This is a genomic window from Streptomyces sp. BA2, assembly GCF_009769735.1.
Classification (GTDB): Bacteria; Actinomycetota; Actinomycetes; order Streptomycetales; family Streptomycetaceae; genus Streptomyces.
On record NZ_WSRO01000002.1, the window covers coordinates 7,949,188 to 7,962,411 of the forward strand.

General features: G+C 69.9%; 11 protein-coding genes. 10 read left to right on the plus strand and 1 reads right to left on the minus strand.

Annotation, left to right across the window (positions count from 1 at the left end):
* Positions 1-52: 52 nt before the first annotated feature.
* From shc to E5671_RS38315, 8 genes are all read left to right on the plus strand, one after another.
* Positions 53-2,050 (plus strand): squalene--hopene cyclase, encoded by a 1,998-nt coding sequence (gene shc / locus E5671_RS38280; protein ID WP_160508740.1) that lies wholly within the window; start codon positions 53-55, stop codon positions 2,048-2,050.
* Entirely contained in the window at positions 2,050-2,700 is a 651-nt protein-coding gene (locus E5671_RS38285; RefSeq protein WP_160508741.1) for a phosphorylase family protein, read from the plus strand. The genes shc and E5671_RS38285 overlap by 1 nt, the downstream gene beginning before the upstream one ends.
* A 5-nt stretch (positions 2,701-2,705) precedes the next feature.
* Positions 2,706-3,731, plus strand: a complete 1,026-nt coding sequence (gene hpnH, locus E5671_RS38290) for an adenosyl-hopene transferase HpnH (RefSeq protein WP_160508743.1) — start codon at positions 2,706-2,708, stop codon at positions 3,729-3,731.
* Positions 3,732-3,735: 4 nt separating this feature from the next.
* A complete protein-coding gene (gene ispG / locus E5671_RS38295) occupies positions 3,736-4,902 on the plus strand; it encodes a flavodoxin-dependent (E)-4-hydroxy-3-methylbut-2-enyl-diphosphate synthase (protein ID WP_160508745.1) in 1,167 nt (388 codons plus the stop codon).
* Between the two features lie 25 nt (positions 4,903-4,927).
* A complete protein-coding gene (gene dxs / locus E5671_RS38300) occupies positions 4,928-6,817 on the plus strand; it encodes a 1-deoxy-D-xylulose-5-phosphate synthase (RefSeq protein WP_160508747.1) in 1,890 nt (629 codons plus the stop codon).
* Positions 6,814-8,199: an aspartate aminotransferase family protein gene (locus E5671_RS38305; RefSeq protein WP_160508749.1), complete on the plus strand. Its 1,386-nt coding sequence runs from the start codon at positions 6,814-6,816 to the stop codon at positions 8,197-8,199. The genes dxs and E5671_RS38305 overlap by 4 nt, the downstream gene beginning before the upstream one ends.
* A 74-nt stretch (positions 8,200-8,273) precedes the next feature.
* Positions 8,274-8,906, plus strand: a complete 633-nt coding sequence (locus tag E5671_RS38310) for a helix-turn-helix domain-containing protein (RefSeq protein WP_160508751.1) — start codon at positions 8,274-8,276, stop codon at positions 8,904-8,906.
* Between the two features lie 53 nt (positions 8,907-8,959).
* A complete protein-coding gene (locus tag E5671_RS38315; protein WP_160510678.1) occupies positions 8,960-9,082 on the plus strand; it encodes a DUF6126 family protein in 123 nt (40 codons plus the stop codon).
* 16 nt (positions 9,083-9,098) lie between these two features.
* Here E5671_RS38315 and E5671_RS38320 read toward each other — a convergent pair whose 3' ends face one another.
* The gene (locus E5671_RS38320) at positions 9,099-9,905 is read right to left on the minus strand and encodes a tyrosine-protein phosphatase (RefSeq protein WP_160508753.1); all 807 of its coding nucleotides are present in this window, start codon (positions 9,903-9,905) and stop codon (positions 9,099-9,101) included.
* A 168-nt stretch (positions 9,906-10,073) separates the two neighbouring features.
* Here E5671_RS38320 and E5671_RS38325 point away from each other — a divergent pair, with 168 nt between their 5' ends.
* Positions 10,074-12,164, plus strand: coding sequence for an alpha-galactosidase (locus E5671_RS38325; RefSeq protein ID WP_160508755.1), 2,091 nt, complete (start codon positions 10,074-10,076; stop codon positions 12,162-12,164).
* 124 nt (positions 12,165-12,288) lie between these two features.
* A complete protein-coding gene (locus tag E5671_RS38330; RefSeq protein WP_336605969.1) occupies positions 12,289-13,107 on the plus strand; it encodes an SGNH/GDSL hydrolase family protein in 819 nt (272 codons plus the stop codon).
* Positions 13,108-13,224 lie beyond the last annotated feature (117 nt).

Consider the following 13,224-nt stretch of genomic DNA (forward strand, 5'->3'; position numbering starts at 1 on the left):
TCGGCCGACGGCGGACCCACAGCAGAGAAGACGACTGCACGAAGGGGAAGCCATGACAGCGACGACCGACGGAAGCACCGGAGCGGTGACGCCCCGCGCAACCTCGGCCAGCCAGCCACTTGTCCAGACCGTCGCGACGGCAGCAGGGCCACGTGACGCCGCCGCGCGCGCCATACAACGCTCCACCGATTTCCTGCTCGCACAGCAGGACGCCCAGGGCTGGTGGAAGGGCGACCTCGAAACGAACGTGACGATGGACGCCGAGGACCTGCTGCTCCGTCAGTTCCTGGGGATCCGGGACGAGAAGACCACCCGCGCCGCCGCGCTCTTCATCCGCGGCGAGCAGCGAGATGACGGGACCTGGGCCACCTTCTTCGGCGGCCCCGGCGAACTCTCCACCACCGTCGAGGCGTACGTCGCGCTCCGGCTGGCGGGCGACGCACCCGACGACCCGCACATGGCGAAGGCCTCCGCCTGGATCCGCGACCAGGGCGGCATCGCGGCGAGCCGCGTCTTCACCCGCATCTGGCTCGCCCTCTTCGGCTGGTGGAAGTGGGAGGACCTCCCCGAACTGCCGCCGGAACTCATCTACTTCCCCAAGTGGCTGCCCCTCAACATCTACGACTTCGGGTGCTGGGCACGGCAGACGATCGTGCCGCTCACGGTCGTCTCCGCCAAGCGCCCCGTCCGGCCCGCACCCTTCCCGCTTGACGAGCTGCACAGCGACGCGCGCGTACCGAACCCAGGTAAGCCCCTTGCTCCCATGGGGAGTTGGGACGGCGTATTCCAGCGGCTCGACAAGGCGCTGCACCTCTACCACAAGGTCGCCCCGCGCAAGGTGCGCAAGGCCGCGATGAACAGTGCCGCTCGCTGGATCATCGAACGCCAGGAGAACGACGGCTGCTGGGGCGGCATCCAGCCGCCCGCCGTCTACTCCGTGATCGCGCTGCATCTGCTCGGCTACGACCTGGAGCATCCGGTCCTCAAGGCGGGCCTGGCATCGCTCGACCGGTTCGCGGTCTGGCGCGAGGACGGCTCCCGGATGATCGAGGCGTGTCAGTCGCCGGTCTGGGACACCTGCCTCGCGACCATCGCGCTCGCCGACGCGGGCGTGCCCGCCGACCACCCGCAGCTCGTCAAGGCGGCCGACTGGATGCTCGCCGAGGAGATCGCGCGGCCCGGCGACTGGTCCGTACGCAGGCCACAGCTCGCCCCCGGCGGCTGGGCGTTCGAGTTCCACAACGACAACTACCCCGACATCGACGACACCGCCGAGGTCATCCTGGCCCTGCGCCGCGTGGAGCACCCCGACCGCCCGCGCCTGGAGAACGCGATCGAGCGGGGCATGCGCTGGACGCTTGGCATGCAGTCCAGGGGCGGCGCCTGGGCCGCCTTCGACGCCGACAACACGAGCCCGTTCCCCAACCGGCTGCCGTTCTGCGACTTCGGCGAGGTCATCGACCCGCCGTCCGCCGACGTCACCGGACACGTCGTCGAGATGCTCGCCGTCGAGGGCAAGGCACACCACCCGCGCACCCGGCGGGGCATCGAGTGGCTGCTCGCCGAACAGGAGCCGGACGGCTCGTGGTTCGGCCGCTGGGGCGTCAACTACGTATACGGGACAGGGTCCGTGGTGCCCGCGCTCACCGCGGCGGGCCTGCCCGGCTCGCACCCCGCGCTGCGCCGCGCCGTCGGCTGGCTGGAGTCGGTGCAGAACGACGACGGAGGCTGGGGCGAGGACCTGCGCTCCTACCGCTACGAGGAGTGGCGGGGCCACGGCGCCTCCACCGCCTCGCAGACCGCCTGGGCGCTGCTCGCGCTGCTCGCCGCAGGGGAGCGGGAATCCAAGGCTGTGGAGCGGGGCGTCGCCTGGCTCGCCGAGACGCAGCGGGACGACGGCTCCTGGGACGAGCCGTACTTCACCGGCACCGGTTTCCCCTGGGACTTCTCCATCAACTACCACCTCTACCGGCAGGTGTTCCCGCTCACCGCCCTTGGCCGGTACGTCAACGGGGAGCCGTTCGCGGGCCTCTCCACCAAGGGGGGCTGATGGACCGGACCCCGGCCGTGCCGGGCCCCGCACCGCTGCTGATCGCCTGCGCGCTCGGCATCGAGCGCCTCGCCCTGCGCACGGGCGACCGCGGGGGCGCGGACGGACGGGTCACCGTGCTCCGTACGGGCATGGGCCCCAAGAACGCCGAGCGCGCCGTCACCGGCGCGCTCGGCAAGGAACCGCTGCGCCACGCCGCCGTCGTGGCCACCGGTTTCTGCGCCGGGCTCGCCCCCGGCATGCACCCCGGCGACCTGGTCGTCGCCGAGGAGACGCGCGACGCACACGGCCACACGTCCTGCGTCGGCACTGATCTGCTGGTCAAGGAACTGGGGCGGGCCGTGCCCGGCCGCACCGTGCACACCGGCCGGCTCATCGGATCCGACCATGTCGTCCGCGGACACGAACGCGCCGAACTGCTCGCCACGGGCGCGATCGCGGTGGACATGGAGTCCGCCACGACGCTGCGCAGCGCGATGCGGGCGGGAGACCGGCCGGTTGCCGCCGTCCGGGTGGTCGTGGACGCCCCACAGCACGAACTCGTCCGCATCGGCACGGTGCGCGGTGGAATATCAGCTTTCCGTGTTCTTCGTGCCGTGCTTCCCGCTTTTTTCGAATGGCACCGTTCTTCTTTGCTCCCTCGGAGGTGAGCCAGATGGCCATGCCGCTGCGCCAGACCATCAAGGTCGCGACGTATCTCTTTGAACAGAAGCTCCGCAAGCGTGACAAGTTTCCGCTGATCGTCGAGTTGGAGCCGCTCTTCGCGTGCAACCTCGCGTGCGAGGGATGCGGAAAGATCCAGCACCCGGCCGGAGTGCTCAAGCAGCGCATGCCGGTGGCCCAGGCCGTGGGCGCCGTCCTCGAATCCGGTGCGCCGATGGTGTCCATCGCCGGTGGCGAACCGCTGATGCACCCTCACATCGACGAAATCGTGCGGCAGTTGGTGGCGAAGAAGAAGTACGTCTTCCTTTGCACCAACGCCATGCTGCTGCGCAAGAAGCTGGAGAAGTTCACGCCTTCCCCGTACTTCGCGTTCGCCGTGCACATCGACGGAATGCGGGAGCGGCACGACGAATCCGTCGCGAAGGAGGGCGTGTTCGACGAGGCCGTGGAGGCCATCAAGGAAGCCAAGAAGCGTGGCTTCCGGGTGACCACCAACTCCACCTTCTTCAGCAACGACACGCCGCAGAACATCATCGAGGTGCTCAACTTCCTCAACGACGAGCTGGAAGTCGACGAGATGATGCTGTCGCCCGCCTACGCCTACGAAAAGGCGCCGGACCAGGAGCACTTCCTGGGCGTGGAGCAGACCCGCGAACTCTTCAAGAAGGCCTTCGCGGGCGGCAACAGGCGGCGCTGGCGCCTGAATCACTCGCCGCTGTTCCTCGACTTCCTGGAGGGCAAGGCGGACTTCCCGTGCACCGCCTGGGCGATCCCCAACTACTCGCTCTTCGGCTGGCAGCGCCCCTGCTACCTGATGAGCGACGGGTACGTCCCGACGTACAAGGAGCTCATCGAGGAGACCGACTGGAGCAAGTACGGCCGCGGCAAGGACCCGCGGTGCGCCAACTGCATGGCGCACTGCGGCTACGAGCCGACCGCCGTCCTCGCCACCATGGGCTCCCTGAAGGAGTCCATCCGCGCCGCCCGCGAAACGGTCTCCGCGAACCGCGCGGGGTGACGTCATGACCCCTGGAACGCCTGTCGCACTGGGCCTTCCTGAGCTGCCGGTCCGGCCGATCGCGGAGCGCCGCCTCTCGCGGCGCATCGAGGTCGGGCCGGTGGCCGTGGGGGGTGGGGCGCCGGTGTCGGTGCAGTCGATGACGACGACGCGTACGTCCGACATCGGGGCGACGCTTCAGCAGATCGCCGAGCTCACCGCTTCCGGCTGCCAGATCGTGCGGGTCGCGTGTCCCACGCAGGATGACGCGGACGCGCTGGCCACGATCGCGCGCAAGTCGCAGATCCCGGTGATCGCCGACATCCACTTCCAGCCGAAGTACGTCTTCGCGGCGATCGACGCGGGTTGCGCTGCTGTCCGTGTGAACCCGGGCAACATCAAGCAGTTCGACGACAAGGTGAAGGAGATCGCGCGGGCCGCGAACGACGCCGGTACGCCGATCCGGATCGGCGTGAACGCGGGCTCGCTCGACAAGAGGCTGCTCGTCAAGCACGGGAAGGCCACCCCGGAGGCGCTGGTCGAGTCGGCGCTGTGGGAGGCGTCGCTCTTCGAGGAGCACGGCTTCCGGGACATCAAGATTTCCGTCAAGCACAACGACCCGGTGGTCATGGTCAACGCCTACCGCCAGCTTGCCGCGGCCTGCGACTACCCGCTGCACCTCGGCGTGACCGAGGCCGGTCCTGCCTTCCAGGGCACGATCAAGTCGGCGGTGGCGTTCGGTGCGCTGCTCTCCGAGGGCATCGGCGACACCATCCGGGTCTCGCTGTCCGCGCCGCCCGCCGAGGAGGTCAAGGTCGGCATCCAGATCCTGGAGTCCCTGAACCTCAAGCAGCGCCGCCTGGAGATCGTCTCCTGCCCGTCGTGCGGGCGCGCCCAGGTGGACGTGTACAAGCTGGCCGACGAGGTGACCGCGGGCCTGGACGGCATGGAAGTGCCGCTGCGTGTGGCGGTCATGGGGTGTGTCGTGAACGGGCCGGGGGAGGCCCGTGAGGCGGATCTCGGTGTCGCGTCCGGCAACGGCAAGGGGCAGATCTTCGTCAAGGGCGAGGTCATCAAGACCGTCCCCGAGTCGAAGATCGTGGAGACGCTCATCGAAGAGGCGATGAAGATCGCCGCACAGATGGAGGGCGAGGGCGTCACCTCAGGGGTGCCCGCCGTCACCGTGAGCTGAGATCAACCAGAGAGGGGGCCCGAGCATGACCATTCTGGAAACCATTCGGGGGCCGCGGGACCTGAAGGCGCTGACCGAGACCGAGCTCGACGAACTGGCCGAGGAGGTACGGGAGTTCCTGGTGCACGCGGTCGCCAGGACCGGAGGTCACCTCGGGCCCAACCTGGGGGTGGTGGAACTCTCCATCGCCCTCCACCGGGTCTTCGAGTCGCCGCTCGACCGCATCGTGTGGGACACCGGCCACCAGAGCTACGTACACAAACTCCTGACCGGCCGGCAGGACTTCTCCAAGCTGCGCGGCAAGGGCGGCCTCTCCGGCTATCCCTCGCGCGCGGAGTCCGAGCACGACGTCGTCGAGAACAGCCACGCCTCGACCGCGCTCGGCTGGGCCGACGGCCTGGCCAAGGCGCGTCAGGTCCTGGGGGAGCGCGGCCATGTCGTCGCCGTCATCGGGGACGGCGCGCTCACCGGCGGCATGGCGTGGGAGGCGCTCAACAACATCGCGGCCGCGAAGGACCGGCCGCTGATCATCGTCGTCAACGACAACGAGCGTTCGTACGCCCCCACCATCGGCGGCCTCGCCAACCACCTCGCCACGCTGCGCACCACCGACAGCTACGAACGGGTCCTGGCCTGGGGCAAGGACATACTCCAGCGCACACCCGTCGTCGGACACACGCTGTACGAGTCGCTGCACGGCGCCAAGAAGGGGTTCAAGGACGCCTTCGCGCCGCAGGGCATGTTCGAGGACCTGGGCCTCAAGTACGTCGGGCCGATCGACGGGCACGACACCGGGGCCGTCGAGTCGGCGCTGCGACGTGCGAAACGCTTCCACGGGCCCGTCCTCATCCACTGCCTCACCGAGAAGGGGCGCGGCTACGAGCCCGCGCTCGCGGACGACGCCGACCGGTTTCATACGGTCGGCGTGATGGACCCGCTGACCTGCGAGCCGCTCGCACCCTCCAACGGGCCTTCCTGGACCTCGGTGTTCGGCGACGAGATCGTACGCATCGGGGCCGAGCGCGAGGACGTGGTCGCGATCACCGCGGCCATGCTGGGCCCGGTCGGCCTGACGAAGTTCGCCCAGGCCTATCCCGACCGGGTGTGGGACGTCGGGATCGCGGAACAGCACGCCGCGGTGTCGGCCGCCGGGCTCGCGACCGGAGGCCTGCACCCCGTCGTCGCCGTCTACGCCACGTTCCTCAACCGAGCCTTCGACCAGCTCCTGATGGATGTCGCGCTGCACGAGTGCGGTGTCACCTTCGTCCTCGACCGGGCCGGGGTCACGGGCGTCGACGGAGCCTCGCACAACGGCATGTGGGACATGTCGATCCTCCAGGTCGTGCCGGGGCTGCGGATCGCGGCGCCGCGCGACGCCGACCAACTGCGCGCGCAGCTGCGGGAGGCGGTCGCCGTGGACGACGCGCCGACACTCATTCGCTTCCCCAAGGAGTCGGTGGGGCCCGCGATTCCCGCCGTGGACCGGATCGGCGGCATGGACGTGTTGAGTCAGGACAGCCAAGACGCCGACTCCGAGGTCCTGTTGGTGGCGGTCGGCGTGATGGCGCCCGTCTGCCTGCAGGCCGCCGAGCTGCTGCGGGAGCGGGGCCTCACCTGCACCGTGGTGGACCCGCGCTGGGTCAAGCCGGTCGACGCCGAGCTGCCCGCGCTGGCCGCGAGGCACCGGGTCGTGGGGGTCGTGGAGGACAACAGCCGGGCGGCAGGGGTCGGCGCCGCGATCGCACTCGCGCTGGGCGACGCCGAAGTGGACGTACCCGTAAGGCGTTTCGGCATCCCCGAGCAGTTCCTCGCGCACGCCAAGCGAGCCGAGGTGCTCGCGGACCTGGGGCTCACCCCGGTCGAGATCGCGGGGCGGATCAGCGCCACACTGGCAGCCAAGGAGCACGGAGCATGACCAAGGAGTTCGACCTCGGCAGACTCCTCGCCGAGCGGGGCGCCGAGCGCTACGAACTGCACGCGCGGCACCTGAACCACCAGCTGCCGCGCATGCTGCACACCATCGGCTTCGACAAGGTCTACGAACGGGCCGAGGGCGCGTACTTCTGGGACGCGGAAGGCAACGACTACCTCGACATGCTCGCGGGCTTCGGGGTGATGGGCCTCGGCCGCCACCACCCCGTCGTACGCAAGGCGCTGCACGACGTCCTGGATGCCTCGCTCGCCGATCTGACGCGCTTCGACTGCCAGCCGCTGCCCGGTCTGCTCGCCGAGAAGCTGCTCACCCACAGTCCGCACCTGGACCGGGTGTTCTTCGGCAACAGCGGCACGGAGGCCGTCGAGACCGCGCTGAAGTTCGCGCGGTACGCGACGGGCAGGCCGAGGGTGCTGTACTGCACGCACGCCTTCCACGGCCTGACGACCGGGTCCCTCTCGGTGAACGGCGAGTCGGGCTTCCGGGACGGGTTCGCACCGCTGCTCCCCGATACCGCCGTCCCGCTCGGTGATCTGGCGGCCCTGCGCAAGGAGTTGGCGAAGGGCGACGTGGCCGGGCTCATCCTGGAGCCCATCCAGGGCAAGGGCGTGCACGAGACGCCGCCCGGCTATCTGCTCGCCGCCCAGGAGCTGCTGCACCGGCACAAGGCGCTGCTCATCGCCGACGAGGTGCAGACGGGCCTCGGCAGGACCGGCGAGTTCTACGCCTACCAGCACGAGGAAGGCGTCGAGCCGGACCTGGTGTGTGTCGCGAAGGCGCTCTCCGGCGGCTATGTGCCGGTGGGCGCGACGCTCGGCAAGGACTGGATCTTCAAGAAGGTCTACTCGTCCATGGACCGGGTGCTCGTGCACTCGGCGAGCTTCGGGTCCAACGCACAGGCCATGGCGGCCGGGCTCGCCGTCCTTTCCGTCATGGAGGACGAGAAGACCGTCGAGAACGCGCGCGTGACCGGGGAGCTCCTGAAGTCGCGGCTCAGCGCCCTCGTCGACCGCTATGAGCTGCTGAGCGAGGTGCGCGGCCGGGGTCTTATGGTCGGCATCGAGTTCGGGAGGCCCAAGTCGCTGAAGCTGCGCGGCCGTTGGACGATGCTGCAAGCGGCGCGCAAGGGGCTCTTCGCGCAGATGGTCGTCGTGCCGCTGCTGCAGAAGCACCGCATCCTCACCCAGGTCTCCGGCGACCATCTGGAGGTCATCAAGCTGATCCCGCCGCTGACCGTCGGGGAACGGGAGGTCGACCGCTTCGTGGAGGCCTTCACCGCGGTGATGGACGAGGCGCACAGCGGGGGCGGGCTGATGTGGGACTTCGGGAAGACGCTGGTCAAGCAGGCGGTCGCGAACCGCTGATACGCGTGCAGGCCGACTTTTGCCTCTGAGGCAAGAAAGTTGCCTCGGGGGCAAGAGCCTGGCTCAATCGAGGTATGAGCAAAGCCGAGCCCGAGCCGCTCGACCCGGAGGCCCTTCCCGCAGTTGCCCCGCAACTGCGTGAGCTGCGGCGACGTGCCGCGCTGACGCTGGAGGCAGCGGCCCGCACCGCCGGGCTCTCGCCCGCCCATCTCTCCCGGCTGGAGACCGGGCAGCGCCAGCCGTCACTGCCGATGCTGCTCGCGCTGGCCCGCACCTACGGTACGACGGTCTCCGAGCTGCTCGGCGAGACGCCCGCGGACCGGGACGCGGTCGTCCGCGCCGCGGACATGGAACCGACACGGGCGGGCGGCTGGACCTACTGGCAGGCGGGCGCGCAGGCCCGCGGCATGCAGGCGCTGCGGGTGCACGTGCCGCACGGGGCGCAGGGCGACATCGTGCGCGTCCATCCCGGCGAGGAGTGGCTGTACGTCCTTCAAGGGCGCCTTCGGCTGCGGCTCGGCGACACCACGCACACGCTCGAACCCGGGGACAGCGCGCACTTCGACTCGCTGACCCCGCACCGGATCGCCGCCGCCGACCACCTCGGCGCCGATCTTCTCTTCGTCCACACCCTGCTGCAGAGTCCCGCCACCGCGCTGTGCCTCGGCGGGACCTCGCACAGCCCCACCACGGGAGACCAGCGATGACGGAACCTGAAGCGCGGCAGCCCGACCCCGACCCCGCACCTGCGAAGAAGGCCATGTCCTTGGAGGAGAAGTTCCCCCGCGGACTCTGGATCCGGCTGATCGTCTACGTCGCCGTGGGCCATCTCTTCGCGGCCTTCATCTACCTGCTGTTCTCGCTGGGCGCGCAGAACCAGTAGCCGTACGCGGGCCCGCTCAGTCCAGCAGGTGCTCGCGGAGCCGCTCGCGGGTCTCCGGGGCGAGTTCGAGGCCCTCGGCGAGGTAGGTGTCCGTGTCGCCCCAGGTCTGCTCGATCGTCTCGAAGGCGGCGGCCAGATACTCGGCGCGGGCCTCGAAGAGCGGGCTGAGCAGCTGCATGACCTCGGGGGGCATGGCGCTGGGGGAGTTGTCGCCGCGGCGGACCTTGTAGCGGCGGTGGATGGCGTTCGACTCCAGGTAGTCCGCCTCGATGGCGTCGCGCTCGACACCGACGGCAAGGAGCGTGACGGCGATCGAGAGGCCCGCGCGGTCCTTGCCCGCGGCGCAGTGCATCAGCGCGGGGACGCTGTCCGCGGCCATCTCGTGGAGTATTCGGCTGTGCTCGGCGGTGCGGTCCTTGATGATCTCGCGGTACGTGTCGGACATGCGCCCGGCGGCCTGCCCATCGGAGAGGGCCGCGCGCAGCTGGTCCAGGTCGCCGTCGCGGACCATCTTCCAGAACTCGGCGCCGTGGGCCGGGTCGGTCAGCGGCAGGTTCACGTTGCGTACGCCGGGCAGCTCGACGTCCGGGCCCTCGAGCCGCTGGTCGGCCGCGTTGCGGAAGTCGTAGATCGTGTGCAGACCGAGGGTGGAGAGGAACGCGGCGTCGGCCGCCGTGGCGTGCGCGAGGTGACCGCTGCGGAAGAGGCGGCCCTGCCGGACCCTGCGGCCGTCGACGGTCGGAAGTCCGCTCACGTCACGGAAGTTGCGGACTCCGGCGAGATCGGGCTCCGACAGCTCTGTCGACGGGACTTGCTGCGTCACGGGGGCTCCTCCCCTCCGGCCGCCGGCGCGACTCGCCGGTGGGGGTGCGACTTCGACCATACGACATGGGTTCCTGAGGCAATCACTGCCGGTGCATGAGCGTTGCCTCACAGGTGAACCCCCTTGATGATGTACGTACGCGCATCGGGTCGGAGCTGTGGGGGATCGATGATCGAGGTCGGCGAAGACGGCCGTACGTGGCTGCTCTCGGGCCCCACCAGCAGTTACGCGTTGCGGCTCACGGACGGCGACGAGCTCCTTCACCTGCACTGGGGGCCGCGCATCGCGCTCGCCGACGCCGAGGCGCTCGCGGCGGAGCCGCTGCCCGCGGAGTGGCCCTTCGAGTCACGGCTCGACGGGCGCGAGGAGTATCCCGTCGAGGGCGGGCGCCGCTTCGTGCGTCCCGCGCTGTCCGTACGGGGCGCCGGGGTGCGCGGCAGCGAGTGGCGGTTCTCGGAGGCCGTGACCGAGCGCGACGAACTTCGGCTCCAATTCGTCGACACCGTACACCAGTTGGGGATCACGCTCGTCTACCGGCCACGCGGGGACGTCATCGAGCGGTACGCCGTCCTGCGCCACGAGGGGCCCGCTGACGCACCGGAACTGGAGCTGCTCCGCGCCGACTCCGCCACCTGGACGCTGCCCGCGCGCGAGCGCTGGCGGCTCTCGCAGCTGCATGGGCGCTGGGCGGCCGAGGCACGGCTCGTGCGGTCGGAGATCACGTACGGCGAGAAGGTCATCGGCAGCCGCCGCGGGCACACCGGGCACCAGCACCTGCCCTGGGTCGCGCTCGACGCGGAGGGGGCGACCGAGGAGCGCGGCGAGGTCTACGGCTGCGCCCTTGCCTGGTCGGGGTCCTGGCGGATCGGGGTGAGCCAGCTGCCGGACGGCGCCGTGCAGATCACCGGGGGCCAGGGGCACGACGACTCCGGACAGGAGCTGCTCGCCCCCGGCGCGCAGCTCGTGACGCCGGTCTTCGCCGGGCTGTGGAGCGACGGCGGTTTCGGCGGGGCGAGCCGGGCCTGGCACGCCTATCAACGCGCGCACGTGATCCCGGACGCCGCCGCGCCGCGGCCCGTGCTCTACAACTCCTGGGAGGCCACCGGGTTCGACATCTCCGAGGACCAGCAGCGGGTGCTCGCCGAGCGGGCCGCGGCGATGGGGGTCGAACTGTTCGTGGTGGACGACGCGTGGTTCGGGCAGCGTGTCAGCGACCGGGCCGGGCTCGGCGACTGGACGCCCAACCCGGACCGCTTTCCCGGCGGCCTCAAGCCGCTCGCCGACGACGTGCACGCTCTGGGCATGCGGTTCGGGATCTGGGTCGAACCGGAGATGGTGAACCCGGACAGCGACCTCTACCGTGCGCACCCCGACTGGGTGCAGCACCAACCCGGCCGTACGCGCACGGAGTTCCGCAACCAGCTCGTGCTCAACGTCGCCCGCGACGACGTCCAGGAGTATCTGTGGGAGCAGCTGGACGCGCTGCTCTCCAGCGCGCCCGTCGACTATGTGAAGTGGGACTTCAACCGCTGCTTCAGCGACGCCGGCTGGCCGGGCGAACACTATCCGCAGAGGATCTGGAACGCCCATGTGCACGCGCTCTACGGGCTGTTGGACCGCTTGCGGGCCGCGCACCCCTCCGTCGCCTTCGAGTCCTGCTCGGGCGGTGGCGGCCGGATCGACCTCGGGATCCTCGCGCGCACCGACCAGGTGTGGACCTCCGACAACACCGACCCCCTCGACCGGCTCGCCATCCAGGACGGATTCAGCCAGCTGCACCCGGCACGGGTCATGGCCGCCTGGGTCACGGACAGTCCGAACACTCAGCTCAACGGCAGGGTCAGTACGTTGCGCTTCCGCTTCGTGAGCGCGATGGCGGGCGTGCTCGGCATCGGCGGCGACCTCATGGAGTGGAGCGCGGCGGAACTCGCCGAAGCGGGCGACTGGGTGAGTCTCTACAAGGAGATCAGGCCCGTAGTGCAGCTCGGCGACCTCTACCGGCTGCGACCGCCCTCGGAGTCGCTGAGCGCGGTGCAGTACGTCCACGGCGACGAGACCGTGGTCCTCGCCTGGCTGCGGGCGCAGGCCCATGGGGAGGAGCCGCCCCGGTTGCGGCTGCGAGGGATCGACCCCACGGCGTCGTACGTGTGCCAGGAGACGGGAAAGGCCCACCGGGGCGCGGTGCTGCTGCACCACGGACTGCGCACGGGACTTCGCGGAGACCTGGACGCCGCGGTGTTCCGCTTCCGCCGTATGTAAGCGGCGCCGGGACCCGCCGTGTATTCCTGGCTTGGAAGAAACTTGACCGGTGGCTTATCTCACCCCCCGTCAACCCCTCCCTACGGTGGCGTAGGTCACTTAGAGAGGTGAAAGATACGACGACGTGAGAGCAGAGTCGACATCCTTCATCCCTGACACATTCACCTCCTACGCAGCGGTCGGCGACAGCTTCACCGAAGGCGTGGGGGACCCCGGTCCTGACGGAACGTTCGTCGGCTGGGCCGATCGCCTTGCCGTGCTGCTCGACGACCGGATGCCGGAGCACACCTTCAAGTACGCCAATCTCGCCGTGCGCGGCAAGCTGCTCGACCAGATCGTCGCGGACCAGGTGCCCCTGGCCAAGGAGCTGAGCCCCGACTTCCTGACGTTCTGCGCGGGCGGCAACGACATCATCCGCCCCGGCACCGACCCGGACGAGGTCGCCGAGCGCTTCGAGCGAGCCGTCGCCGACCTCACGTCGTCGGTCGGCACCGTCATGGTGACCACGGGGTTCGACACGCGCGGGGTGCCGGTTCTCAAGCACCTGCGCGGCAAGATCGCCACGTACAACGGCCATGTCCGCGCGATCGCCGACCGTTACGGCTGTCCGGTCCTCGACCTGTGGTCCCTCAAGACCATTCAGGACCGCCGAGCGTGGGACGGCGACCGCCTGCACCTCTCCGCCGAGGGCCACACGCGCGTGGCGCTCCGCGCGGCCCAGGTCCTCGGCCTCGAGGTCCCCGCGGACCCGGACCAGCCGTGGCCCCCGGAGCCGCCCCGCGGCACGCTCGAGGTGCGGCGCGACGACATCAACTGGGCGCGCGAGTACCTGGTGCCGTGGTTCGGGCGGCGGCTCAGGGGCGAGTCGTCGGGGGATCACGTGGAGGCGAAGGGGAGCGTGGACCCGTACACCGTCAGGATGCACATCGAGTCCGCTTCCTGAGCGGTGGCCCACGGAAAACCTGGTGTAGCTCAGCCGGCAGAGCACCTCGTCGCCTGCACCGGCTTCGATCTCTGGACGCCTGACGTGAGCCGTCCGCCCTCGGGGGAGAACCGGGCA